This window comes from Flagellimonas crocea (assembly GCF_033441595.1).
In the GTDB taxonomy this organism is placed as follows: Bacteria; Bacteroidota; Bacteroidia; order Flavobacteriales; family Flavobacteriaceae; genus Flagellimonas; species Flagellimonas crocea.
In genome coordinates this window covers 132,468-157,154 of sequence record NZ_JAUZVX010000005.1, presented here as the reverse complement: position 1 = coordinate 157,154, position 24,687 = coordinate 132,468, and the positions used below count along the sequence as shown (strand labels likewise).

Here is a 24,687-nt window from a genome sequence, read left to right as displayed (position 1 = left end):
AAAATATGGGAACACTATTTATGGCCCAGTTCATGGGGGCGTTGTACGGGCTTTTATCCGTAATTTTTGGGGCATTTGGTGCCCACGCCCTAAAAAAGAAATTGACCCCCGAACTGCTGCAAAGTTTTGAGACAGGGGTCAAATATCAGATGTATCACGCGATTGTGCTATTGGTCCTAGGATTTAATTTAAGCTTTGATCAACCGCTGGATTCTTGGATGGTCAACTGTTTTATTTTCGGGACCCTATTGTTTTCTTTTAGTATTTACGCCCTTTGTTTGGGCGCGGCAAAAGGCAACAAACCAAAGTTTCTGGGCCCAGTGACCCCGCTTGGTGGATTGCTTTTGACAGCGGGATGGGCTTTGTTGCTCTATTCCTTTGTTTCCAATTTGGTTTAAAGTCTTAGGTACATGTTACCGTTTATGGTGTTCAATTTGAGACGATGGGTGGCCTTGTCGAAACTACCTTCCACCCTTTGGCCCACATATCGGTCACTTACGGTCAGTTCCATACCCTCATCGGCATAAATGCTGCCATGGATGGTTTCTGCGACCAATCTGGAATTCTTCATTACCAAATCTATTTCTCCGTTGATGGTCTGTAGGTCCATGTCACCATCATATTTGGCAATATCAATGTCCCCGTTGATCAAGTCAGCGGTAAAATCCCCTTCAATAATTTCAGATTTGAGGTCACCGTTTATACTGCTGACTTTAAAGGTTGCGCCTTTGGGCACATACAGCACATAATTGAACTCATAGGTGTCATGCGTAAAATAGTAACGCTTCTCCTTATTGGGGTTGTTTTTGTTCCATTCATCGTGGAATGCTTCAAAAACGGGTTTTGCATCTGATTCGATATGCAGTGAACTGCTTCTCTCATCAATATCCAATTTATAGAGGTCAATAAATTTACCGTCCTCTGTTTTTATGTCGGCCTTAAAATAAACGGTGGATTTATCCCAAGTTTTCACCTCGATGTTATTGGCGAATTTTACATCCAGGTCAATGGATTGCCCAGAATAATTGAAGCTTTTTTCAATGACTTTTTGTGCGGCCAAGGATAGTATGGCCAACCCCATAAATACGGTGGTGATGAATTTTTTCATGACTGTTCGATTTTTTGATTTTAATATGTAATTGATGTTTTGCCATCTTGAGCCTTTCGACTGCGCTCGATGTGACAGTTTGATTTATTTTTTTCTTAGGTACATGTTCCCGTTGGTGGACTTCATGGATATTTTAACCCCACCTCCGTTAATGGATGCTTTAATGTTCCTTCCTAATACAGATTTCAACCCATTTTTATCCTCGGATTTTACCTCAAAATCGGTGTAGACATTTCCGTTTAAGGTGCTCAGGGCCAAATTGGCGGGTGTATTCGATGGAAGGCTGACATCTACGGCCCCGTTGGTGGAATAGAGGGAAATAGGGGAATCCTGCGTCACTTTTCCGAAAACCACTTCCAGCTCACCGTTCAATGAGTTCGCCGTAACAGGTCCGTTTACGTTCAATAGTTTTACACCTCCGTTGAGTTGCGCATCCGCTTCTATTTCACCCGAAAAACCATCGATTTCGATATCGCCGTTCCAGGTACTCTTTACGGCAATGTTCTGTGAGGCGGGGAGGTAGATTTCGGCACCTTTGCTCTTGCGGAGGTTGTAAACGATCAGGGTATTCCCGTCCTGTACCACGGAAAAACCTACGTTGGTATTGTCCGTACCGCCTTCGCCGACCAATTTAAGGCCTTTGGCGCGTTCGGGTGTTTTTACTTCGGGCCCCGATTTTATCAACAGTTCATTGGAGCTATGGGTTTTGACCACAATATCGGTTTTGGACTCGATTTTTACCCATTGGATTCCATTGAGGGATTTGGTGTAGTCGCTTTGCGATCTGGCAATGGTGCCCACAAAAAGGGCCATTAAAATAAATGTGAATTTTCTCATGATTTTCGCTTTTTGATGTTTATGTTATGCTTGGCAATACTGCCCTGATTTGATCTTTGATAAAAGGTTGTGTGTCTTCTTTTTCCAGTAATTTTTTCATGGGTTCGGCCGCTTTTTTCTCCTGAATCTGTACCAAAGCCTGGATAATTGCCACTTGGATACTTGGGTTTTTTTCTTGCTCCAAGGCTTTTATAAAAGTGGTTTTAACGGTTTCGGAGGAAGTGAACTTGACCAGTGCCTCAAAGGCGGTCATCCGAACATTATCATTTTCATCATAGAGCAATCGGTTGGCAAGGGCTTGGATGATGGCTTCATCGGGCTGTTCAAATTCCTCGATATAATTGACACCTTGAATACGCTTACTGGCGGATTGGTTCTCCATCAACGATAACATGGCCGTTTGCTTCATCTGATTGGTCTCGTCCTGAAGCTGCGCAATGTCTTCGTTCACTTTTCGCTGTTGGAATAGGCTCCCCATTTGAAATGCCGAGACCAACAATGCAATACTCGCTGCTATTTTCAATATATTTCCTGTCCAGTTTGATGATGGTTTGGCTTCAAGTTGAACTACTTTCCCCTGATTTATTTTTTCCTGTTCAAGTGTAGATTCAAACTTTGCTTTAAGCCTATCCGAGGGTGTTGGAACCTCTTCTTCAAACACATTGAAAAAGGTCTTCATCTCCTCCAGTTCCTTTTGGCAATCGGCACATTGTTCAAGGTGCTTTTCAAATTCAGCCTCGGCAGATTTGTTCAAATTGCCATCCAGATAATCGGGTATTTGGTCAAAAACATGATTCTTTTCCATGGCTATATGCTTTCTAAATAGATATTCTTCAATTTTTTTAAGATTCTGCACACTCTGGTCTTTACGGCTCCAGGGGTGCTTCCCATTATTTCCGCAAGGTCATCGTACTTGATTTCCTTGTATCGGTTCAAAATCACAAGTTCCCTATCGTACGGATCAAGTTGGCTCAGGGCATATTGCAGGTGGGCATTGTTCTCGCTTGTATCATTTTCTTCTTCCACTGCTTGGTATGCCAATACCTCGATATCATCATGTGACTTATGGTTTCTTGTGTAATATGTTTTTAGGCTGTTGCGCGCTATAGTAAACATCCACGACAAGAAGGATCCATTGTTGTATGAGTTCCGATACTTGATCAGTTTGTAAAAAACATCTTGTGTAAGATCTTCGGCCAACATGCGATCGCCCGACATTTTGTACAGAAAATTGTACACATGTTTGTGGTGTCGGTCAAAAAGTATCTTGAGTAGATCCAAGTTCCCTTCGGATACTTTTTGCATGATCATTTCATCTGAAAGTGTTTCCAAATGCTGTTTTTTAGTTGGCGTTTAACTTATATAGTCAGGAAATTAAGAAAGGTTACAGAAAGGGAGAGAAAAATTTTAGGAGAGATTGCAAAAAGAGCTTCAGTTCGAGTCTTTTCAAAGTAAAATATTGAGAATAAGCCTTAAATGTCAGGTCGGGCGCTCGACCTGACAACTGCATTAAAAAGAAGTTAACTACAACCGCAGTTGTCGCTTCCGCAGGAATTGGGATCTTTGCCCCCTTTGCTGAAGAGTGATTTGGGAAGCAAGAATTTCCACACCAAATAGCCTGCTGCGATAATCAATGTTCCGTATGCCAATATTTGTTGAATCATGCTTAGATCAAATTAGGATTTGGTAGGCTATCAAAGCTATAATATACGCAAAAACACTCATAAAGCCCAATTGGATCATGGGCCATTTCCATGAGTTGGTCTCTCTTTTTACAATCGCCAGGGTGCTCATACATTGCATGGCGAAGGCATAAAAAAGCATCAAAGAAATTCCCGAAGCCAGATTGAACAATGGTTTTCCATTTTCATCCAATTCGGCGGCCATTCGGTTCTTAATGGTTTCTTCTTCGTCGCTGCCTACGCTGTAAATGGTAGCCAAAGTACCTACAAACACTTCTCGCGCAGCGAAAGAGGTCAATACGGCAATTCCGATTTTCCAGTCGTACCCCAAGGGTTTTACAAGTGGCTCAAAGGCTTTTCCTGCTTGCCCAATGTAGGAGTGTTCCAATTTGTAACTGGCAATTTCCTGGGCAACCGCTCTTTGGGAAAGGTCTGCTTTCAATACCTGGATGGAATCCTGAAGGGCATCTGGCGCCATACCTTCGGCTTCGGCCGATTCACGATAGGATTCTATATTGTTTTGGATGTAGTTTTTACTGTAGGTGCTCAACCCTTCATTTTCGATACGCTCCAAAACAATACGGTCGGCATCCTGAAAGTCTTCGGAATACCCATTAGACCCCAAAAACCATAAAACTATGGATATCGCCAAAATGATTTTACCTGCACCCAGAACAAAACTTTTTGTCTTTTCAATCACTGTATAGGCCACATTTTTAAGCAATGGCAAACGATAGGTAGGCATCTCTATCATAAAAACCGACCTGCTTTTTATTTTCAAGATTTTGTTCAATACCATGGCAGACAGCAGCGCCATACCAAACCCGATGAGGTACAATAGCATCAAGGTCAATGCTTGATAGCTCAACCCTAAAATGTTGCCTTCTGGGATTACGAGGGCGATCAAGATCAAATAAACTGGCAATCGTGCGGAACAGGTTGTAAATGGCGTCACCAAAATGGTAATGAGTCTTTCCTTCCAGTTTTCAATGGTACGTGTGGCCATAATGGCGGGAATAGCACATGCATTTCCCGAAATTAATGGGACCACGCTTTTTCCGCTCAGTCCAAATGGTCGCATTATCCGATCCATTAAAAAGACAACACGGCTCATGTAGCCAGACTCTTCCAGTAAGGAAATAAACAGGAACAGGAAGGCAATTTGAGGGATGAAAATGACGATGCCCCCGATGCCCGCAATAATCCCTTCTGCCAATAAATCGGTGAATACACCAGCCGGGAGGGTGTTTTTTATCCATTCGCTTGCCAGGGCAAATTGCTCGTCTATAAAATCCATAGGGTAGCCGCTCCAATCAAAAATCGCTTGAAAAATGGTAAGCAGTATTGCAAAGAATATGAGGTAGCCAAAGACTTTGTGGGTCAGAATCTTGTCAAGCGATGCTCGCAAACCTTTTGCGGCCATAAAATCAACCTTATAGGTCTCTTTTAAAATATTGTTGATAAGCTGGTACCTCAGTACGGTTTCTTTATGCTGTAATTTTTTAAGTTCTTCATTGGACTTGGTGGCAAAGTCGGTCGCATCCTGAATCCGTTTTTTCTCTATCGGCATAAAGTTCACGTCCTGCGTGATGACCAACCATAGTTTGTATAGATCGTTTTGTGGGAAAGTCTTTTTTAAGCGCTCAAAATACTCTGGGGATATTCTTGTTGGATCCAGAATAGGTTTGGAGGAGATGTTCTTGTAGTCCGCAATAAGTTCTTTGATGCGTTCAATGCCGGTGTTTTTACGTGTGCTGACCAGGGCAATCTTGGTGTCCAGCTTTTTCTCCATGGCCTCCACGTCCAACGAAATTCCTTTGCGGTCCATTCTATCGGCCATGTTTACCACGAGGATGGTCGGAATTTTAAGGTCTTTGATCTGTGTAAAAAGGAGCAGGTTCCGCTTGAGGTTTTCGACATCACTGATTACAACGGCGACATCGGGATAGTCCTTATCGTTTTTGTTGAGCAGCAGTTCCACAACCAGACTTTCGTCCAATGAAGTGGTATTTAAACTGTAGGTTCCGGGAAGGTCAAGAATGTGTGCTTTTACACCTCTTGGGAGTTTACAGATACCTTCTTTTTTCTCTACGGTGATGCCGGGATAGTTCCCGACTTTTTGCTTAAGCCCGGTAAGTTGATTAAAAACTGAGGTTTTTCCCGTATTTGGGTTGCCGATGAGGGCTACATTGATGCTTTTGCTCATTTGGCCGAGGTTTCTTCTACAATTTCCAGCTCTATAAGTTGTGCCAAGGACCGTCTTATTGCCAAATGGCTGCCGCTAAGGTTAATGTAGATGGGGTCGTTCAGTGGTGCGATTTGCAATAGCTCTACGCTGTTTCCAGGAAGGCACCCCAATTCCAATAGTTTTATGGGAAGTACATGTTCGGTAAAATCCTTGATGATACCTTTTTGTCCATATCGTAAATCTGCTACGGTCGCCACAGTCTTTATTTAGAATAAATTTAAGTAAGAGCAAAAATAAGTAAAAATGAAAAACTACAAGGGCTAATCATGGATAAAGGTTGAAGTTATTCCTCTTGGTAGCTGGCTTCAAGTATTTTGATGTCAGCTAAAAGCTTGTCTATATCATCTCGATCGGTTCCATCATAAAAACCACGGATTCGCTTTTCCTTATCCACCAGAATAAAGTTTTCGGTATGGATCATATCAAAAGGACCTCCGTCCCCATCATTTTTAACGGCGAGGTAGGATTTTCGCGCCAGCTCATAAATCTGTTTTTTATCTCCTGTCACTAAATTCCATTTGCTGTCAATCACACCTTTTTCCAGTGCATATCTTTTTAACTGTGCAACGGTATCTATTTGAGGGGTGACAGAGTGGGAGAGCAGCATAATATTTGGGTCGTCCTTAATGGCTTCTTGTACTTCGCCCATGTTCTTGGTCATAATAGGGCAAATGGTAAGGCAGGTGGTAAAAAAGAAATCTGCCACATAAATTTTGTCCTTATAATCTTCTTGGGTAATGGTATCACCGTTTTGGTTCACTAGAGAAAAATCGCCGATCTTGTGGTATTTTTTGGTGTAATGCAAGGTACTGTCAACCAAAGATTGGTCTACCATGGAAGGTTGGTACACTGGGAGTATTTTTTCAGGCTGCAGAGCGTTGTAAAAAAGGTACACAATAACGGCCGAGAGCCCCAACATCACGATTCCGAACAGCTTATATTTGGCAAAAAACGAACCCATTGCACAAAATTACGTCCCAAATGGCTATTCATCAAGGAGAAAGCAGTTTATTGTTGCTAAATGTTTCTTAAATGATGAAAGGATAAAATTTGAGGTTTTTTTATCAACCCCTAAAAAGTTACTTTTGTACGTTTTAACAAAAGACGACGGATGACCCCTATTGTAATAAAGACCATACAATTCTTTCTGAGCTTATCGCTTTTGATTGTACTTCACGAACTGGGACACTTTATCCCTGCCAAACTTTTTAAGACGCGTGTGGAGAAGTTTTATCTCTTTTTTGATATCAAATTTTCATTGTTCAAAAAGAAAATCGGGGAAACGGTATATGGCATTGGTTGGTTGCCTTTGGGCGGATATGTGAAGATATCCGGGATGATCGATGAGAGCATGGACAAGGAGCAGATGCAACAAGAGCCCAAGCCTTGGGAGTTCCGTAGTAAACCAGCTTGGCAGCGCCTTATTATTATGCTTGGGGGGGTAACGGTAAACTTTATTTTGGCGGTGGTTATTTTTATTGGGCTGGTTTACACCTATGGTGAACGCTACACCGCGACAGATAGTCTTAAGGACGGGATTTGGGTGACCGAGAAAAGCTTGGGCGATGAATTAGGGGTGCAGACCGGTGATAAAATCTTGTTGGTAGATGGTAAAAAGGTAGAGGCATTGGAACAAGTGCTTCCCGAAATGATATACGGGGAGAGATATACCATTGAAAGAGATGGAGAAGTAATCGAGAAAGAAATCCCTGTGGATTTTATAGAGACCCTATCCAAAGACAAGGAAAAGGTACGTTTTATCCACTATAGAGTTCCATTTGTAATTAATACGGTTCCTAAAAAATCGCCAAATGCCGACAGTGGTCTGCAAAAAGGAGATGCTGTTGTGGAAATGGCAGGCAAGCCTGTGGAATATAAAGATCAAGTAATTCCCATATTGGAAGCAAACAAAGGGGGTACGGTGCCCGTAAAGGTAAAGCGTGATGGTCAATCGATTGATCTCACCTTAAATGTGTCGGAAGAGGCCACATTGGGAGTTGCACTGGGAATGAGCCCGGAAAAACTTAAAGAAGCTGGCTATTTTGAACAAAAAACGTTAACCTACAATTTTTGGGAGTCGATACCTGCTGGTTGGAATATGGGTGTAAAGACCCTTACCGACTACATCAGGGGCATGAAGAAAATATTCAACCCAGATACAGGTGCCTATAAAGAAGTGGGTGGGTTTGCCGCTATCGGCGGTATGTTCCCGGATACATGGAACTGGGCAGCCTTTTGGCAGACAACAGCTTTTATATCCATTATTTTGGCCTTTATGAACATTCTGCCCATCCCGGCACTGGATGGTGGACATGTAACGTTCCTGCTCTACGAAATGGTCACGGGGCGCAAACCAAGCGATAAATTTTTAGAGTATGCCCAAATGATCGGTTTCTTTATTTTGATAGCGCTACTGTTGTTCGCAAATGGCAACGATTTGTATAAATGGCTGTTTAAATAGAAAAGCAATTTTTTTGTTTGTGGTGTAAAAAAGAATCCTTTATATTTGCACCCGCTTAAGGTAAAATATTCCTCCTTAGCTCATCCCGATAGCTATCGGGAGGTTAGAGCAAGACAGGACAAGTTCTTAAAAATGTGGATTCGGTCTATATCATTTATTCTAAAAGACTAGATAAATATTATGTTGGGGAATCAAGCGATATTGATTCAAGGTTACTTCAACATAATAACGGTTTTTTTAAGAATAGTTATACGGCTCAAGTCAATGATTGGGAAGCCTTCTTGATAATCCCTTGTGATTCAAGAAGTCAATCTAGAAAAATCGAATTACACATAAAGAAAATGAAGAGTAGGAAATATTTGGAAAATTTGAAAAAATATCCAGAAATGGTTTCCAAGCTTTTAGAGAAATATTAAAAACATATTCCTCCTTAGCTCAGTTGGTTAGAGCATCTGACTGTTAATCAGAGGGTCCTTGGTTCGAGCCCAAGAGGGGGAGCAAAAATGAAAGAGCTGCACGAAAGTGTGGCTCTTTTTGTTTGTGTCCTATTGTGGCGAGAAGTTTATCCTGAGTATTTCGACTTCGCTCAATATAAACTTTGTCGAAGGGAGCCCAAGAGGGGGAGCAGAATAAAAACGGTTGTACTTCGTTGTGCAACCGTCTTTGTTTTTAACCTAATTGGAAAAAGTTACAAAGGCACCGAATACCCTTCATACCAAGGGTGCCTAGCTAAATTTTCTAGTAAAAGCCGATGAGGGTTTCAAGTACAATAGTACACAGGACACATTTAGACCAATAAAAGTACAATCGTCAATAGAAAGCCAGCTGCCGCAAAATAAAGCCCCTTTTTATATATGGGAGCACTTGGCCGGAACATAAAAAAGGCCGAAACTGCAAAGAACAAGAGGGCTATTCCAAAGAAAATACCTAGCCAGAACAGGGGATTCCCTGTATGCATTTTGTGTAGTTTGTTCATACTTTCCAAAATTGCGGGCAACCGTTTTTCGGTATAGGCCGCTTCGCCCGTTTTTGCGTTGTATGTTCCTCCATCAAAATACACGAGGTCGCCCTCGGTCTTACTTACTTTAAAACCACGCTTTCTCAAAGCGGAACCCAGGGCATCTTCATCCAGGTTGGGCTCCAAGGTCTTGATGACTTCGTGCTCGCTTTTTAAAAAATCGGTGGTTCTGAAGGTCAGTACGATGCCGCTTATCGCATAAACGGCCATGATTCCAGCTAAAAAGAACCCAAGATAACGATGGAATTCCCTAAAGGTGTTTTCAGATTTTCTTCCCATAATAAAGGTTGCAAAAATAAAGAAGAAAGGCGGGAGGCCTTTCTTCTGGATAAAGATATTGATATTTTCTTATTGCTGTGCCATTTCAAGATTTATGGTAATCTCAATGTCATCGCCCAATGTTGGAGTGTCTCCGCCAACGCCGAATTCCAAACGGTCCACGGTTCCGGTAAGTTTAAGGCCGGCCTTCAGTTTTTGACTTCTTTGATCGGTGATTATACCGTTTACCTTGCCTTCCAGTGTTACGGGCTTTGTAACTCCGTGCATGGTCAGGTCACCGTTGAGAACAAATGTTTTGTCCCCGGTTTTTTCAAAACCTGTACTCTTAAAGGTTATTGACGGATATTTTTCAGCATCAAAAAAATCGGCACTTCTTAAATGCTCGTCGCGCCTATCATTGTCCGTGTCAATGCTCGAGGTTTTAATGTCCGCCGAGAATTCGGCATCGTCAAAGGTATCGGAAGCCGTAGCGGTAATGTCAAACTCCCCAAAATGTCCCTCGACTTCGGAAATCATTAAGTGGGTGATGGAAAAGCCGACCTTGGAATGGGCCCCGTCCGATTTCCATGTTGATTGCGCACTTACCATTAAGGCAGTGGAAAAGAAAAGGATAAAAAATACTTTTTTCATGATGGTGTGATTTTAATGTTTGTGTGAAACCTTCACAAGAAAATCAAATTCCCTGTTTTGGCTTCATTGTTTAAATATGGTGATTCAAAATTGAAAATATACATTTTTTCCGTAAACGACCCATGTTAACCTCCAATCAACCAAACAATTATAAATAGTTAGGGATTAAAATGTCGTTCAGGGGCTAAACTTGGTTGTTGATAATGCTGCTTTTCCTTAAGAGGAGTTTTATCTATAATTTTAACCAAAATTAAGTTACACGAATTGATTTCCAAAAAAGAACTTCTTTTTCAGATAGTACTGCACATACTTGTGCTACTGTTTTTTTCTTTTGATAGAAATACCGGGAGCATTGTGGTCCACAGGGCCATATTTCTATTGTTTTATGCAGTGGCCACCGTGGCCATTACCTACTACCTGATGCCGACATTTTTGTACAAAAAGAAATATTGGCAGTTCTTTTTGGGGTCGGGCATTGTCGTGGCATTGGTAATAACGGTTGAAGAGACTGTTATGGAACCAATTATATTCCCGAACACTAAAAGAGCGGAAACGTTTCCGGGCATTTACGTGTCACTTTTAGGGGTTTTGCCCGTAATGTTTATACTTTCGGGATGTAAGTTTGGCTGGGACGCCCTCAAAAAACAAGCGGAGATTGATGAACTGCAGTCCACGATCCAGGAAAGTGAACTTCAGTTTTTACGTAGTCAGATAAATCCACATTTTTTGTTCAACAACCTGAACAACCTGTACTCCTACGCGTTGCAGGAATCGCCAAAAACACCGGAAATAATTTTGGAAATGAGCGGCGTGCTGCGCTATATGTTGTACGAATCCAAAGAACAGTTCGTACCTTTAAAGAAGGAATTGGAGCAGCTGGGAAACTTTATCCGATTGTATAAACTGCAGATAGAGGATAGGGGGGAAGTACACTTTGATGTGGACGAAATAGAGGGGGAATACAGAATAGCACCCTTAATTTTGATCGTGTTCATTGAAAATGCTTTCAAGCACAGTCAATCGGGTCAATCCTCCGATATTAAAATCGATATCTCCGTTACGCTGAGGAATTCAATATTGAGCTTTCGTTGTAAGAACAATTATGAGCCTGGCTTTAGTTTAGATAGCGTGGCAAAGGGTATTGGGTTAAAAAATGTACAAAAGCGTTTGGAGCTATTGTATCCAAAAAAGCATCTTTTACAAATAGAAGAGGCCGATAATTCCTATAATGTGTACCTAAAATTGGAACTGGAAAAAGTATAGGTTATGAGGTGTATCATTGTTGAAGATCAACCGCCAGCGCAGCGGATATTGAAGAAATTTATTGAGGATGTGCCTACTTTGGAGCTGATAGAGGTTTTTTCCGATGGATTGAAAGCCATGGAATTCTTGAACAGTGAAAAAGTAGACCTTATGTTTTTGGACATTCACCTGCCCAAAATCAACGGGCTGGATTTTCTAAAGAGCATCCCGGAACCCCCGCACGTCATCTTGACCACCGCTTTTTCCGAATATGCCTTGGAGGGATATGATTTAAATGTGGTCGATTATCTGTTGAAACCATTTTCCTTTCAACGCTTTTTGCAGGCGGTGAACAAGGTGAACGTCAAACATGAGCTCATAACCTCCAAAAATGACATGGCTCCATTGACGGAGATTTATGTAAAATCCAGTCATGAGCACATTAAAGTATTGGTGAAGGATATTTATACCATTACCTCGGACTCCGATTATACCGAAATCCATTTAAAGGATAAGAAAATATTGTCCAACGAGCCTTTAAGGCACTGGGTGGAGGTTTTGGGCGCGAGCCAGTTTTATCAGATTCATAAATCCCATGTCATCAACACCAAAAAAATAGATAGGATCTCTGGCAATTTGGTTTTGTTGGCCAATGGCACTAAAATTCCCATGGGAAGGGCCTACAAGGACAATTTTTTAAAGAGTATTTTATAATAAAAAAGCCTGGACGCGTCCAGGCTTTTTTACTTTTCTGTACCCTGATTCTATTTTGCAAAATAGATATAGATAGCGATTACGACCACTGCGATGAAGCCGCTGGCCAACTTAACGTGCTTCCATGGCTCTATGGAAACCTGTTTGGTATATTCCAATGTAAAAGGTTCTTTTCTTGGGTATAATTTTCCAATGATCAACATGATGATGATGTTCGCCAAAAACAAAATGGCCATAACGTGCAGATAATGTGGATATGCTCCTGCCTCTACGAGGTTGAGTTCAGCAGGGTCGGTAATTCCATTGGCCTTGGCCTCGGCCAAAGCATTGGCCACCATTTTGGGCCCAACGATAAATTGACTGATGATGTACAGAATAGATCCTGATAGAATACCAATCTTTGCAGCAATGGCAGGAACCCTTTTTGTAAGATATCCCACTACGATTATCGTAAATATCGGGATGCTGTAAATACCATTGATTTCCTGTAAATAGTTGAACAAACTGCCTGCATTGGCAATGAGCGGTGCAATGAACATCGCGGCAAGGGCCAAACAGACTCCAAAGACCTTTCCATATTTTACCACGGTCATTTCCGATGCATCTTTATTGATGTGCTGTTTGTAAATGTCTATCCCAAAGAGAGTAACCGAACTGTTGAGTACACTGTTAAAGGAGCTCAAAATGGCACCGAACAATACGGCGGCAAAGAATCCCATCAAAGGTTTTGGAAGCACCGCCCTTACCAATTCCGGGTAGGCAAGGTCACTGCTGGCAAGCCCTCCTTCAAAATAATAATAAGCGATCATTCCCGGTAACACCAAGATGATGGGTCCCAAAATCTTTAAAAATGCAGCCAAAAGAAGTCCTTTTTGTCCTTCTGCCAAGTTTTTGGCTCCCAAACCTCTTTGAATAATCTGTTGGTTGGTGCCCCAATAGAAAAGCTGTACCAGCATCATTCCGGTAAAAATGGTGGAAAAGGGCACCTCTTGTCCCGGATTTCCCGTGGAATCGAAACGTTCCGGGTTGGCCGCCATCAAGGTATCCAATCCTCCCATTACACTTCCGTCCCCGATGGCCATCAGACCAAAAACAGGAATCAGTACCCCGCCAATGATCAATCCGACCGCATTGATACTATCCGAAACAGCTACCGCTTTCAGTCCTCCAAAAACCGCATAAATGGAACCGATGATCCCGATTCCCCAAATACAGATGACCAAGGCGGTTGAATCGGAGACACCCAATAATTGGGGCACGTCGAACATGCCACTAATGGCCACGGACCCTGAATATAAAATCACTGGAAGCAGCACTACTACGTAACCCGTAAGGAACAGACCGGAGGTTATGGTCTTGGTAGTGACATCAAAACGTTTGGCCAAAAATTGTGGAACGGTGGTGAGCCCACCTTTGAGATAACGGGGGAGCAAGAACATGGCCGTAACCACAATGGCGAGTGCTGCCAAGGTTTCCCAAGCCATTACGGAGAGGCCATCCTTATAGGCGCTTCCGTTGAGTCCGACTATTTGTTCTGTGGATAAATTGGTCAAAAGCAAGGAACCTGCTATGACTCCGGCGGTGAGGCTCCTGCCTCCCAAAAAGTAACCATCGGACGATGTTTCATCTGTTTTTCTAACGGACCACCAGGATATGATTCCTACCAATAGAGTGAATCCCAAAAACGAAATAAGTGCCATAATGTAGTATTTGGTGTCTTGCCCGGGGACAAAACGGTTTGTTCAGTTATTTTTTCATCTTAAAGCGTTCGTAATCAGTTTCTTTTTATTGGTGCAGTAAATAAAATACCACGTTTAGATTACCAAATTAAAAACGAAATTGAAAGATGGTCGGTAATTTCTGTGCACGCTAATATAACTTGATTTTTCTAAAATAACGGACGCAGCGACAAACTCCGTAGTATAATTTGCCGTGGAAGTATTTAAAAATTTTGATGTGTAAATGACACTTATAAAAACATAATGGATCGCTAACAATAATTTAAACTGTAAAGTAAGGTTGCTATCGCATAAAATTGAGTAATTTGAAACATAATTTTATTATTTGTAAACATTGATTGATAAAGGTAAGGTCACAAAGCGACCAGGATTTTTATTTGTTCTGCATGCCTCACTTGCTGCTTTTGGCACTTACTTTTGCATGTACGCCTTTAGAAAGCCATTCTCCGTAGCTACTTTTGATGGATTGGCCTTTATGGGGGTGGATTACAAGATTCTCTTGGTGATCGCCCAAGTTTTGGGATACGCATTTTCCAAATTTGTGGGCATAAAGGTAATATCCGAACTCAGGTCCGACCGAAGGTTGCTTTATTTGATCTCGTTGATCGCAATGGCTGAAATATCCTTGGTGCTGTTTGCTTGGGTTCCCGCACCATACAATATTCCATTTATGTTTATGAATGGATTTCCCTTGGGGATGATCTGGGGAATCGTGTTCTCCTATATTGAGGGAAGACGGTTCACGGATATTTTGGGAGTAGTACTTTCCGCAAGTTTTATAGTTTCAAGTGGAGTGGTAAAATCGGTGGGGCTTTATTTAATGAATTCTTGGGGTATCAGTGAATTTTGGATGCCGTCCGTAACTGGAGCGCTCTTTTTTGTTCCCCTTCTGATATGTTCCTATCTCTTGCAAAGGGTACCACCTCCAACCACGGAGGACATTGCCAGCAGAACAGAACGTATTCCAATGACCGCTACAGACCGTAAAAACTTGGTAAAGAGGTTCTTTTTTCCATTGCTCTTGATTGTTCTGTTCTATACATTTTTAACCGCTTTCAGGGATTTCAGGGACAATTTTGCTAGGGAACTTTGGGACAGTATCGGGTATCGTGGCGATATTTCCGTGTTTTCCACGTCCGAGATAATCATAGCCATCGTGGTCCTTTTGATCATAGGCACTATTTTTTATATCAAGGATAATTTTAAGGCATTGTTGGCCTATCATGTTTTGCTCATTCTTGGTGCCGTGGTATTGGCCATCAGTACCTTAATGTTCCAAGCAGGGGTTTTGGACCCGTTCATTTGGATGGTCTGCACCGGGTTTGGACTTTATATTTGTTACGTACCGTTCAATTGTCTCTTTTTTGATCGTTTTATTGCTACGTTCAAGGTCAAGGGGAATTCAGGCTTCCTAATTTATATCGCGGATGCCTTCGGATATGTTGGAAGCGTTTTTGTTTTGCTGTACAAAAACTTTGGTCAGGCCAATGTGTCCTGGCTCAACTTTTTTATTTATGGCACCTACGCCGTTGCTTTTATCGGAGTAGCAAGTACCGTGATTTTATTTATCCACTTTGCCTCGCGTCGCAAAGCGGAACAACTCAATAATCAATTGGATTATGGACGAAAGATATGATGCCGTCATAGTTGGTGGCGGTATATTGGGAACTTTTCATGCCTTCCATGCACTGGAATTGGGCTTAAAAGTCTGTTTGGTGGAGAAAGATGGCTACCCGAGGGGGGCTACCACTCAAAACTTTGGACAGGTGGTGCCTTCGGGCATGAACACCAAATGGCAAAAATTCGGTCGGGAAAGCCTTCGAATCTATAAAGATATACAGTCTCAGTTCGATATTAGCATCCTACAGAACGGAACGGTGTATTTGGCATCCAATGAAGAGGAGGAACAATTGCTGGTGGAACTTCGCTCGATAAACAGCGGAAACGACTACACCTCAAAAATGCTGACAAAGCAAGAATGTTTGAGCAAATACCCTGGACTCCGTAAAGATTATGTGGTAGCAGGATTGTTTTTTCCAGAGGAGGTCACTGTAGAGCCCAGAACCATGATCCATAGGCTTCAGGAATATTTGGTGGCCCATAAGGGGTTGGACATCAAGTTTAATTTTCCCGTGGTTTCCTGCGAATCCGATGGGGAATGGGTGTCTGTTCAGAACACAAAAAACGAAACGGTTTTTGGCAGAAAAGCAATAATATGTAATGGCGCTGATTTTAAAAATCTGTATCCGGAAATCTTCGCAGACAGCGACCTGGAAGTCTCCAAATTACAGATGATGCAGACCAAGCCCCAAGAAAACTATAACTTGAAGGGTTCGATTCTTACAGGTTGGTCCATTCGCAGGTACGAAGCATTTCATGAATGTCCTTCCTTTGCGGGAATCAAGGCTAACGAACCAAAGGAAAGTCTTCAAAAAAAATGGGGCGTACATATTCTTTTTAAACAAGCGATGGATGGTTCGGTGATTTTGGGTGATTCCCATCAGTACGCCGATGCGGGTAAAATTGAAGATCTTGGTTACGATCTTGATATGGATATCGACAATTTTATGATCGAGGAAGCCAAAAAAATCATTGACCTTCCTACGTATCAAATTCAAAACAGATGGTACGGAATGTACTCGCAATGCAAGAACAGCGATATTTTTCAGAAAACGATTGACAACAATATTCATGTTGTAACAGGAATCGGTGGGAAGGGAATGACGGGAAGTGCCGGATTCTCGAAAAAAAATATCGCAACCATTTTTAACGCACAGAAAATCAAACTATGAAAAAAATACAATTGGCCGTTTTTGATATGGCAGGCACCACAGTGAACGAAGGTAATGTGGTGTACAAAACAGTTAGGGCCGCTTTAGGCAAACAGGGGGTCGATGTTTCGTTGGAAACCGTTCTCGAATTTGGTGCAGGTAAGGAAAAATTCAAGGCCATTGCCGATATTTTAGAAAAGACCAAGAATACATCAATTGATGCCAATCTTGTTTTTGAGGGTTTTAAAAAAATGTTGGAAGAAGCCTATGCCAATTTGGAAGTGACTACTTATGATGGTGTTGAGGAACTCTTCAAAATATTAAAGTCAAACGAAGTGAAGGTTGTCCTCAATACGGGCTACGATAGAAAAACGGCCATCTCACTTTTGAACAAACTGGGGTGGGTTCCTGGCGAACAAATTGATGCCTTGATTACAGCGGACGATGTTGTGAGGGGAAGACCATCTTCAGAAATGATCGATAAAGCCATGGAAATGTTCGAAATCAATTCTCCTGAAAATGTCTTAAAGGCCGGTGATTCCGTTATTGACATTGAGGAAGGCAAAAACGCGAACTGCGGTTGGACGGTTGGGGTATTGACCGGCGCACAAACACGAGAGCAATTGGCAACCGCAGAGCCTTCGATAATTTTGGAGTCGTTGGCCGATTTGGCCGAACAATTGTTTCCCGGTCAGATAAAGAAATAGACGACCAGCATTTTGGACGGAATATCTCCTCTGTTGATCGGGACATGGGGTATCCGACCGTCAAAGAATATGGAATCACCTTCTTTTAAAAGCACTTCTTGGTCTCCTATCTCGTAATAGCACTCCCCAGTTAATATATACTTGAACTCAAAAGCATCGGTCACTACCTTTTCTCTTCTTGAATTGGGCTGTACCTCCAGAAGCACACTTTCAAACCCTACGGAGTTCAACTGTTTTCCAAAAATATAATTATAGGTAAACCCAATCGCTTCGTCTTCTTTTTCTATGATAGACTGCTCATCCTTGCGGGTCACTAAAAAGTTATGGCCATTGGCCTTGGGGATTCCATCAAAAAAATCGGTCATCTCCGTATCCAGTGCTCCAACAATTTTTAAAAAAACAGGTAAGGAGGGTATGGTTCGGCCATTTTCTATACGTGAAATCAGTCCAGCGGTGACCCCGGCACTGATGGCAACATCGTTAATGGTCTTTTTATTGTGCTTACGTATCTGCTTGATTCTTTTTCCAATACCGATGAGGTAATTTTCCATTGCAACAGAGCTCAAAAAGTTTAGTATTTATAATCTTTTTTTGATAGCTCAAGATTAATAAAAAAAATGGTCAATCCAGTAGTTTGGTAGGATATAATGTTGAAATTCGATAAGATGGGCACTGACAAAAAATTGAATATTTGTAAATAATGTTTAGCTAACATTAAGCCATTTATTTTAACCATTCCGTATCATTTTTTTAATCTGTTTGAAGGTATGCCTTAACTCTTGTGTTGGATATTTGTTGATAAATAATTAACCAATATTTACAAATACTCAACAAATGAAAAAATCAATTGTAGCATTTTTACTTGCGTTTACGGTAAGTATAATTGGCTATTCACAAGTCACCTTTACAGGAAAGGTATTAGACGAGAACAACGTGCCATTGCCAGGTGCATCGGTAGTTGTAAAAGGAGGGTCCACGGGTGTGGCCACGGACTTTGATGGAAACTTTGAAATAGAGCTTCCACAAGGAGAGGAAATCTTGGTAATATCCTATATAGGATATATTTCACAAGAATTGGAAACAGCTGGGAAAACTTCCGCAACAATAACCTTGCAACCCGATTCACAACAATTGGATGAGGTAGTTGTAACCGCTTTGGGTATTAAAAGGGAGACCAAAAAATTGGCCTATGCGGTTCAAAAAGTTTCGGGAGAGGAAATCTCCGAGGCCAAAGAAACCAACGTGGTCAACTCTCTGGCCGGTAAAATGGCCGGGGTTCAGATTACGGGTGGAAACTCCGGTGTAGGTTCCACTTCCCAAATCATTATTCGTGGCGAAAACTCGCTCAACCCAAGTCCCAATGCCAACTCACCTTTGTTTGTAGTGGATGGAATCCCGATCAACAACAATGTGAACAACACTGGTAGTGAGGGAAACATGGGTGTTGACTATGGTAACGGTGCTATGGACATCAACCCAGACGATGTGGAAACCATGACGGTGCTCAAAGGTCCCAATGCAACCGCTCTGTACGGTTCAAGGGGAGCCAATGGCGTGGTGCTGATTACCACAAAATCGGGCAAGGGCAGCAAAGGAATCGGAGTATCTTATACGCACAATTCCACTTTTGAGGATCTTTTGACACTCCCAAAATACCAAAATGAATATGGTCAAGGTTCCGGAGGTCAGTTCGCTTTCAATGATGGGGGACAGAACCGTTCCTTGACTGGGGGGATAAACGATCATGTGGACGAAAGTTGGGGGCCTGCCCTTAACGGACAATTGATTCCACAGCACGATAGCCCTACCACTAGCGGTCTGCGAGCCGGCGATGTTCATGTTAGACCAAGAAATCCTGATGGAACATTTGCAGATGAGATCATCGCCACACCTTTTTCGCCCCATCCCAATAATATTGAAGATTTTTTCCGAACAGGTTTTACAATGACCAACAACATTGCGTTGACAGGTGCCAATGAAGATGGCAATTTCAGGGTCTCTTTTACCGATTTGCAGAGCGAGAGCGTTATTCCAAACTCCAACTTTAAAAGAAGATCTTACCAAGTCAACGGGTCATACAATCTTACCGATTGGTTAAAAGTGACCGGTTCCATGAACTATATCAACTCCAATTCGCGTAACCGTCCGAACAACTCATACGGTACGGAGAATGTAATGTACCTCTGGATTTGGTTCGGTCGTCATATTGATATGAACAATTTGAGGGATTACTGGCAACCGGGCTTGGAAGGAGTGCAGCAGTTCAACTACAACTATAACTATCATGATAACCCTTTCTTTACCGTTTTTGAGAATACCAACGCTTTCAACAAAGACCGTGTGATTACCAACTTAAGGGCCGATCTTACCTTGGCCAAAGGGTTGAGCCTAATGCTACGTTCCGGTTTTGATTATTCCAATGAACTGGATATGCGCAAAAGGGCATATTCCACCCAACGTTTCCCGAACGGTCAGTACAGGGAGGACTTTATTTATGCCTACGAGCAAAACACTGATTTTCTTTTTGCGTATAACACTGAGCTGAACCAAGATTTTGATTTTGGGGTGTCCTTCGGAGGTAACCATCGTTCCGCTAAAAACAGATATCAACGGATAAGTGCCAACTCATTGTCTATTCCTGGAATCTATAACTTTGGAAACGCGGCCGAGCCTTTGACGCAGAGTGATTATGATGGTAAATTCACCGTAAACAGTTTGTATGCCTTCTCCAATTTGGCATATAAGGATTATGCTTTCTTGGATGTTACCGCTCGTAACGATTGGTCTTCCACATTGCCTGATGGAAACAACAGTTATTTCTATCCATCCGTTGGTTTGAGTTTCATTCTTTCTGATATGTTCCAGATGCCAGAGTCCATAAGCTTTGCAAAAGTTCGAGGAGGCTGGGCCAGTGTGGGTAACGATACCGACCCTTATAACTTGGCCGCTACTTTTGGATTTGGAAATACATTCAATGGATATTCAAGGGCCTATTCCCCTTCTGAATTAAAATTGGCCGACCTTAAACCAGAACGTACCAATTCATTTGAAGTAGGTGCCGATGTTCGGTTCTTCGGAAACCGTTTGGGATTGGATGTGGCCGCATACAAATCAGTGACCAACAACCAGATTCTTTCTTTGCCCGTATCCAACACCTCTGGATTTAGTTCCAGGGTCATCAATGCCGGTGAGGTAGAGAATAAAGGTTTGGAAATTACCTTGACGGCAACACCGCTTAGAACCGACAACTTTAGCTGGGATACCAACATCAACTTTACCACCAACCGTGGTGAGGTAAAGGAACTTACGGATGGATTGACGCAATATTTGGTGAAGGAAAATTACCTTCAAGTTGTTGCTGAGGTCGGCGAACGTATGGGCGATCTTTACGGAACAGGTTTCGAACAAGTGACCGACCAAAACAGTCCTTACTACGGACAATGGATAATTGATGGTGATTCAGGTCTGCCCATAAGAAGCAACGAACTGCGAAATCTTGGCAATTACAACCCGGACTTTATGGTTGGTTTCCAAAACAGCTTCAAGTACAAAAATCTTCGTTTCGGATTCCTTTTCGATTGGAGACAAGGTGGAGTTTATCACTCAAGAACCGTTGCTATTGGTGGTACCACGGGGATGCTGGACTTCACCGTTCCAGGTCGTGAAACAGGTATCGTCGCCCAAGGTGTTGTAGATGATGGAAACGGCAATTATACGCCAAACACGGTCAATGTGGCGGCTTCAAACTACTACTCACACGTGTACAACAGGGGCAATGAGCAAAGCTCAATGTTCGATGCTACCTACGTAAAACTAAGAGAAGTGAAATTGGGCTACACGCTGCCAAGCAAGCTGTTGGCCAACACCCCAATACGTTCGGCAACAATTTCTTTGGTAGGTCGTAACCTGGCGCTTTGGACAGAAAACGACCACGTAGATCCTGAATCCATTTCTTTCTCCGGAGGTTCAATAGTGCCAGGCGTGGAAGATATGGCATTGCCAAGTACAAGAAGTTTTGGACTGAACCTTAACGTAGAATTTTAAACAAAGAATTTAAGACAAAGAATGATGAAAACATCAAACTTCATAACATCCATCTTATTTGCAGGAACCGTTTTGGTTTCTTGTACGGACAATTTTGAGAGCATCAACTCCAACCCCAATGCCCCTGAACAGGTAAGCGCCAATCTGCTTACCTCCACAGTTACCTCCGAGATTACCAGAAGGTTAACAGATGAAGGGTACAGCGACGGAAACACCATTACCCAATTGATGGCCAAGAACAATTTCCCTGGATTTAGCCAGTTCGATTGGGGAGATCAGGGCATGTGGGACTTCTTTTATAACTACCTGCCCGAGATCAATGATATTTTGGAGATTTCAAGGACAGAGGGAACCCAAAATGCCACTTACGAAGGAATTGCCTTGACATTGAGGGCCCTTAGCTTTGCCAATCTTACCGATTTATATGGATATGTCCCTTATACCGAGGCAATGGCCGGGGAAACCGAAGGAATCTTTACCCCGGTATACGATGATCAAGAAACCGTTTATAACGGTGTGCTTCAGGATTTGGCCGATGCCGATGCAGCTTTGGCAAAAGGTGTTGCCATCGCAGGTTCCACTGGTGATGTCATCTATGATGGTGATGCATCCAAATGGAGAAAGTTGGCCAATTCTTTACGCCTTAGATATTTGATGAGAATTTCCAAACAAAGGGATGTCTCGGCGGAAATGCAGGCGATTGTAAGTGCTGGGAACTACATCAATTCTAATGAAGATAACGCCACATTGACCTATAGCGGCACATCAAATACAGATTCTTGGCCACAAAGTACAGGTCGTATCGGCGGTTTTGATGAAAAGAGCCTTTGTACCACGTTGTTGGGTTATTTTGAAGAATTCAACGACCCTCGATTGGATATTTGGTTTGATCGTAACAGTGAGGGCGAATGGGTAGGTATTCCTATTGGATTGAACCAGGACAATGCCCGTGCCTATGATGATGCCAACAGTCCAAGCCGTTTGGATGTAGAACTGTTCTACTTCTCTTCCACGGCAGCGGAAGCATTTATCATGAAAAACTCCGAAGTACAGTTCATTCTGGCAGAGGCTGCCGAAAGAGGATTCATTACCGGTAGTGCTGCCGATTACTACAATGCAGGAATCAGGGCAAGCTTGGCCTATTGGGACGTAGCGGATGCTGAGATTGATGCATACTTGGCGCAGCCATCTGTGCAATACGATGGTTCTCTGGAATTGCTTTTAACTCAAAAGACCATAGCACTTTGGAACGTGGATTACCAAGGATGGATGGATTACAGAAGAACAGGAATTCCTGCCTTGGAGACTGGTCAGGACGACCTTAATGGTGGACGCTATCCAGTTCGTTTCCTATATCCATCATCCGAGCAGACATTGAATACGGCCAATTACCAAGCCGCCGTGCAAGCCATGGGAGGAGAAGGAGACAACATCAATACACCTGGTTGGTGGGAAACCGGAACCAGATATTAAACGATTGAAAATAGTCCTCTAACAAGCATATGGTTGCCCTGTTTTTCAGGGCAGCCTTTGTTATTAAAAATATTAGGATGTCTAAAAAACTATTATTGCCCATTTTGTTGACTGTTTTGGTGGTATCATGCACTAAAAGAGAAAGCCGACCCAACAATATTGAGCACGTGGTTGTCATTGGAATCGATGGGATGAGTCCCAACGGAATTCAAAATGCCGATACGCCAACTTTGGATTCCATGATGCAAAATGGGGCGGCAACATTGCATGCCCGTTCCGTACTGCCCTCGAGTTCCAGTTCTAATTGGGCCAGTATGATCATGGGTGCCGATACGGAACAACACGGGGTAACCTCCAACGGTTGGGAAAAGTTCGACCACCAATTACCGCCAGTGGTCGTTACCGAAAATGGTACATTTCCGACCATATTTACCCTTTTTAAAGACCAACAGCCCGAAGCGCTTGTTGGAGCCATCTACGATTGGGACGGTTTTGGACGTTTGTTCGAAAAAGCAGATGTTGATTTTGATATTGACGGGGACCATGAGGATAAAACCACGCAAGAGGCAGTAGATTATATTCAGGAGCATACCCCAAAATTTACTTTCATCCACCTGGATCACGTAGACCATGCAGGACACTCCCAAGGACATGGAAGTCCTGATTATTACAAATCCGTGGAGAAAGCAGATTCTTTGATTACCGAAATCGTGAATGCAACCAAGGATGCAGGAATTTTTGAAAAAACCATGTTCATCGTATCCGCAGATCATGGAGGATTGGGCTTTGGTCATGGAGGGGAAAGTCTGGCCGAAATGGAAATTCCCTTTATAATGTATGGGGCGGGCATCAAAAAAGGATATAAAATCGAAGAGACCGTTTACCAATACGACAATGCACCGACTGTTGCCTACGCCATGGGGTTGCAAACCCCTCAAGCTTGGATAGGCAGACCCGTAAAAGGGGCTTTTATAGGAAATGAGGCACCAAAACCTACCTACAAGCGACAAGAGCAAATAACCCCGCCCAAAATTCTTCCAGATGCTGGCTATTTTGAGCCAGCCGGAGGAGTTTTCAAAGCGGATTCTGTTGCAGTGGTCATGCAAAATCCTAATAATTTAGGTGAGATTCGCTATACCATTGGCAACAATATGCCCACTTTAGAGAACAGTCAGGTCTATCAAGATACCTTTTACTTAAAGCAGACAAATATCATCAAGGCCGGTATCTTTCAGAATGATCAATTGGTTAGCACTGTGGCCGAAGGAAATTTTAGAATTGTTTCAAAAGAAAAACAAGATCCTGTAAAATGTAAAGTGTTTGAAGTAAGCGGTATAGCGAAACTACCAGATTTCACTACCTTAAATCCGATACATGAAGGATTTGTTACTGAGTTTTCCCATAAACAGGCACTTTCCGATGCTATGCCACAAGAACAAGTGGCCGTGGTTTTTGAAAGTTATTTGGAAGTGGAAGAAGAAGGGACATATAAATTTTTTACCAATAGCGATGATGGCAGCAAACTTTATATCAACGGTAAAGCCATAGTGGATAACGATGGTGATCATGGGGTGATGGAACGCAGCGGCTCGTTGGAACTATCCGAAGGCAGACATTTGGTCCGTGTAGAATTTTTCAACGGAGGGGGAGGCTATCATTTGGACGTAAAATATTCAGGTCCCAATACACCAAAACAAATAATTCCTGCAAGTAAGTTGTTTAGAGAAAAATAGT

23 protein-coding genes and 1 tRNA gene are annotated in these 24,687 nt (G+C 42.5%); 12 read left to right on the top strand and 12 right to left on the bottom strand.

All coding sequences use genetic code 11. From position 1 onward, the window contains the following. The first annotated feature begins 5 nt into the window (after positions 1–5). On the top strand, positions 6–398 hold the full coding sequence (locus tag SD449_RS17045; protein ID WP_318312283.1) for a DUF423 domain-containing protein: 393 nt from the start codon (positions 6–8) through the stop codon (positions 396–398). Here SD449_RS17045 and SD449_RS17040 read toward each other — a convergent pair. From SD449_RS17040 to SD449_RS17005, 8 genes are all read right to left on the bottom strand, one after another. Beyond that, positions 395–1,108, bottom strand: coding sequence for a DUF4097 family beta strand repeat-containing protein (locus tag SD449_RS17040; protein ID WP_318312281.1), 714 nt, complete (start codon positions 1,106–1,108; stop codon positions 395–397). The genes SD449_RS17045 and SD449_RS17040 overlap by 4 nt on opposite strands. 84 nt (positions 1,109–1,192) lie before the next feature. Then, the gene (locus SD449_RS17035) at positions 1,193–1,945 is read right to left on the bottom strand and encodes a DUF4097 family beta strand repeat-containing protein (protein WP_318312279.1); all 753 of its coding nucleotides are present in this window, start codon (positions 1,943–1,945) and stop codon (positions 1,193–1,195) included. A gap of 19 nt (positions 1,946–1,964) precedes the next feature. Beyond that, on the bottom strand, positions 1,965–2,750 hold the full coding sequence (locus SD449_RS17030) for a HEAT repeat domain-containing protein (RefSeq protein WP_318312278.1): 786 nt from the start codon (positions 2,748–2,750) through the stop codon (positions 1,965–1,967). A 2-nt stretch (positions 2,751–2,752) separates the two neighbouring features. Next, entirely contained in the window at positions 2,753–3,277 is a 525-nt protein-coding gene (locus tag SD449_RS17025; protein WP_318312277.1) for an RNA polymerase sigma factor, read from the bottom strand. A gap of 188 nt (positions 3,278–3,465) precedes the next feature. Next, positions 3,466–3,609: a hypothetical protein gene (locus tag SD449_RS17020; protein ID WP_318312276.1), complete on the bottom strand. Its 144-nt coding sequence runs from the start codon at positions 3,607–3,609 to the stop codon at positions 3,466–3,468. Between the two features lie 7 nt (positions 3,610–3,616). Then, positions 3,617–5,833 carry a ferrous iron transport protein B gene (gene feoB, locus SD449_RS17015; RefSeq protein ID WP_318312275.1) on the bottom strand — a complete coding sequence of 739 codons (2,217 nt, stop codon included), beginning with the start codon at positions 5,831–5,833 and terminating at the stop codon, positions 3,617–3,619. Beyond that, complete coding sequence (locus SD449_RS17010; protein ID WP_318312273.1) at positions 5,830–6,072, bottom strand: FeoA family protein; 243 nt, start codon at positions 6,070–6,072, stop codon at positions 5,830–5,832. The genes feoB and SD449_RS17010 overlap by 4 nt, the downstream gene beginning before the upstream one ends. 86 nt (positions 6,073–6,158) lie before the next feature. Then, positions 6,159–6,836, bottom strand: a complete 678-nt coding sequence (locus tag SD449_RS17005; RefSeq protein ID WP_318312271.1) for an SCO family protein — start codon at positions 6,834–6,836, stop codon at positions 6,159–6,161. 150 nt (positions 6,837–6,986) lie between these two features. Here SD449_RS17005 and rseP point away from each other — a divergent pair, with 150 nt between their 5' ends. From rseP to SD449_RS16990, 3 genes are all read left to right on the top strand, one after another. Beyond that, the gene (rseP, locus tag SD449_RS17000) at positions 6,987–8,336 is read left to right on the top strand and encodes an RIP metalloprotease RseP (RefSeq protein WP_318312269.1); all 1,350 of its coding nucleotides are present in this window, start codon (positions 6,987–6,989) and stop codon (positions 8,334–8,336) included. A 134-nt stretch (positions 8,337–8,470) separates the two neighbouring features. Then, positions 8,471–8,752: a GIY-YIG nuclease family protein gene (locus SD449_RS16995; RefSeq protein WP_318312268.1), complete on the top strand. Its 282-nt coding sequence runs from the start codon at positions 8,471–8,473 to the stop codon at positions 8,750–8,752. Between the two features lie 8 nt (positions 8,753–8,760). After that, a tRNA-Asn gene (locus SD449_RS16990) sits at positions 8,761–8,834 on the top strand. Between the two features lie 289 nt (positions 8,835–9,123). Here the strand turns inward: SD449_RS16990 and SD449_RS16985 are convergent. Both SD449_RS16985 and SD449_RS16980 read right to left on the bottom strand, forming a co-directional pair. Beyond that, positions 9,124–9,633 carry a PepSY domain-containing protein gene (locus SD449_RS16985; protein ID WP_404828072.1) on the bottom strand — a complete coding sequence of 170 codons (510 nt, stop codon included), beginning with the start codon at positions 9,631–9,633 and terminating at the stop codon, positions 9,124–9,126. Positions 9,634–9,702: 69 nt separating this feature from the next. Then, a complete protein-coding gene (locus SD449_RS16980) occupies positions 9,703–10,263 on the bottom strand; it encodes a YceI family protein (RefSeq protein ID WP_318312267.1) in 561 nt (186 codons plus the stop codon). Positions 10,264–10,527: 264 nt separating this feature from the next. Between SD449_RS16980 and SD449_RS16975 the strand changes: the two genes are divergently transcribed. Together SD449_RS16975 and SD449_RS16970 are read left to right on the top strand one after the other, a co-directional pair. Further along, positions 10,528–11,526 (top strand): sensor histidine kinase, encoded by a 999-nt coding sequence (locus SD449_RS16975; protein WP_318312266.1) that lies wholly within the window; start codon positions 10,528–10,530, stop codon positions 11,524–11,526. 3 nt (positions 11,527–11,529) lie between these two features. Next, positions 11,530–12,219, top strand: a complete 690-nt coding sequence (locus tag SD449_RS16970; protein ID WP_318312265.1) for a LytR/AlgR family response regulator transcription factor — start codon at positions 11,530–11,532, stop codon at positions 12,217–12,219. Positions 12,220–12,269: 50 nt separating this feature from the next. Here the strand turns inward: SD449_RS16970 and SD449_RS16965 are convergent, their stop codons facing one another. Continuing rightward, a complete protein-coding gene (locus tag SD449_RS16965; RefSeq protein WP_318312263.1) occupies positions 12,270–13,919 on the bottom strand; it encodes a solute:sodium symporter family transporter in 1,650 nt (549 codons plus the stop codon). Positions 13,920–14,379: 460 nt separating this feature from the next. Between SD449_RS16965 and SD449_RS16960 the strand changes: the two genes are divergently transcribed. Genes SD449_RS16960 through SD449_RS16950 form a run of 3 tightly spaced genes read left to right on the top strand, consistent with a single transcriptional unit; the run spans position 14,380 to position 17,436 of the window. After that, positions 14,380–15,594 (top strand): DUF5690 family protein, encoded by a 1,215-nt coding sequence (locus SD449_RS16960; RefSeq protein WP_318312383.1) that lies wholly within the window; start codon positions 14,380–14,382, stop codon positions 15,592–15,594. Further along, complete coding sequence (locus tag SD449_RS16955; RefSeq protein WP_318312261.1) at positions 15,578–16,750, top strand: TIGR03364 family FAD-dependent oxidoreductase; 1,173 nt, start codon at positions 15,578–15,580, stop codon at positions 16,748–16,750. Before SD449_RS16960 ends, SD449_RS16955 begins: the two co-directional genes overlap by 17 nt. After that, on the top strand, positions 16,747–17,436 hold the full coding sequence (locus tag SD449_RS16950) for an HAD-IA family hydrolase (protein ID WP_318312260.1): 690 nt from the start codon (positions 16,747–16,749) through the stop codon (positions 17,434–17,436). The genes SD449_RS16955 and SD449_RS16950 overlap by 4 nt, the downstream gene beginning before the upstream one ends. Here the strand turns inward: SD449_RS16950 and SD449_RS16945 are convergent. Next, positions 17,421–17,987 carry a helix-turn-helix domain-containing protein gene (locus tag SD449_RS16945; RefSeq protein WP_318312259.1) on the bottom strand — a complete coding sequence of 189 codons (567 nt, stop codon included), beginning with the start codon at positions 17,985–17,987 and terminating at the stop codon, positions 17,421–17,423. The two genes, SD449_RS16950 and SD449_RS16945, sit on opposite strands and share 16 nt — an antisense overlap. Before the next feature lie 283 nt (positions 17,988–18,270). Here SD449_RS16945 and SD449_RS16940 point away from each other — a divergent pair, with 283 nt between their 5' ends. From SD449_RS16940 to SD449_RS16930, 3 genes are all read left to right on the top strand, one after another. Then, positions 18,271–21,480: a SusC/RagA family TonB-linked outer membrane protein gene (locus SD449_RS16940; RefSeq protein WP_318312257.1), complete on the top strand. Its 3,210-nt coding sequence runs from the start codon at positions 18,271–18,273 to the stop codon at positions 21,478–21,480. 21 nt (positions 21,481–21,501) lie between these two features. After that, positions 21,502–22,953, top strand: a complete 1,452-nt coding sequence (locus SD449_RS16935; protein WP_318312256.1) for a SusD/RagB family nutrient-binding outer membrane lipoprotein — start codon at positions 21,502–21,504, stop codon at positions 22,951–22,953. 77 nt (positions 22,954–23,030) lie between these two features. After that, a complete protein-coding gene (locus SD449_RS16930; protein ID WP_318312255.1) occupies positions 23,031–24,686 on the top strand; it encodes an alkaline phosphatase family protein in 1,656 nt (551 codons plus the stop codon). Position 24,687: the final 1 nt, after the last annotated feature.

Excerpts from the sequence above, each read along its gene's own strand:
- SD449_RS17045 (WP_318312283.1), top strand. The coding sequence starts at position 6 with ATGGGAACACTATTTATGGCCCAGTTCATGGGGGCGTTGTACGGGCTT.
- SD449_RS17040 (WP_318312281.1), bottom strand. The coding sequence starts at position 1,108 with ATGAAAAAATTCATCACCACCGTATTTATGGGGTTGGCCATACTATCC.
- SD449_RS17035 (WP_318312279.1), bottom strand. The coding sequence starts at position 1,945 with ATGAGAAAATTCACATTTATTTTAATGGCCCTTTTTGTGGGCACCATT.
- SD449_RS17030 (WP_318312278.1), bottom strand. The coding sequence starts at position 2,750 with ATGGAAAAGAATCATGTTTTTGACCAAATACCCGATTATCTGGATGGC.
- SD449_RS17020 (WP_318312276.1), bottom strand. The coding sequence starts at position 3,609 with ATGATTCAACAAATATTGGCATACGGAACATTGATTATCGCAGCAGGC.
- feoB (WP_318312275.1), bottom strand. The coding sequence starts at position 5,833 with ATGAGCAAAAGCATCAATGTAGCCCTCATCGGCAACCCAAATACGGGA.
- SD449_RS17005 (WP_318312271.1), bottom strand. The coding sequence starts at position 6,836 with ATGGGTTCGTTTTTTGCCAAATATAAGCTGTTCGGAATCGTGATGTTG.
- rseP (WP_318312269.1), top strand. The coding sequence starts at position 6,987 with ATGACCCCTATTGTAATAAAGACCATACAATTCTTTCTGAGCTTATCG.
- SD449_RS16985 (WP_404828072.1), bottom strand. The coding sequence starts at position 9,633 with ATGGGAAGAAAATCTGAAAACACCTTTAGGGAATTCCATCGTTATCTT.
- SD449_RS16980 (WP_318312267.1), bottom strand. The coding sequence starts at position 10,263 with ATGAAAAAAGTATTTTTTATCCTTTTCTTTTCCACTGCCTTAATGGTA.
- SD449_RS16970 (WP_318312265.1), top strand. The coding sequence starts at position 11,530 with ATGAGGTGTATCATTGTTGAAGATCAACCGCCAGCGCAGCGGATATTG.
- SD449_RS16965 (WP_318312263.1), bottom strand. The coding sequence starts at position 13,919 with ATGGCACTTATTTCGTTTTTGGGATTCACTCTATTGGTAGGAATCATA.
- SD449_RS16960 (WP_318312383.1), top strand. The coding sequence starts at position 14,380 with ATGTACGCCTTTAGAAAGCCATTCTCCGTAGCTACTTTTGATGGATTG.
- SD449_RS16955 (WP_318312261.1), top strand. The coding sequence starts at position 15,578 with ATGGACGAAAGATATGATGCCGTCATAGTTGGTGGCGGTATATTGGGA.
- SD449_RS16950 (WP_318312260.1), top strand. The coding sequence starts at position 16,747 with ATGAAAAAAATACAATTGGCCGTTTTTGATATGGCAGGCACCACAGTG.
- SD449_RS16945 (WP_318312259.1), bottom strand. The coding sequence starts at position 17,987 with ATGGAAAATTACCTCATCGGTATTGGAAAAAGAATCAAGCAGATACGT.
- SD449_RS16940 (WP_318312257.1), top strand. The coding sequence starts at position 18,271 with ATGAAAAAATCAATTGTAGCATTTTTACTTGCGTTTACGGTAAGTATA.
- SD449_RS16935 (WP_318312256.1), top strand. The coding sequence starts at position 21,502 with ATGATGAAAACATCAAACTTCATAACATCCATCTTATTTGCAGGAACC.
- SD449_RS16930 (WP_318312255.1), top strand. The coding sequence starts at position 23,031 with ATGTCTAAAAAACTATTATTGCCCATTTTGTTGACTGTTTTGGTGGTA.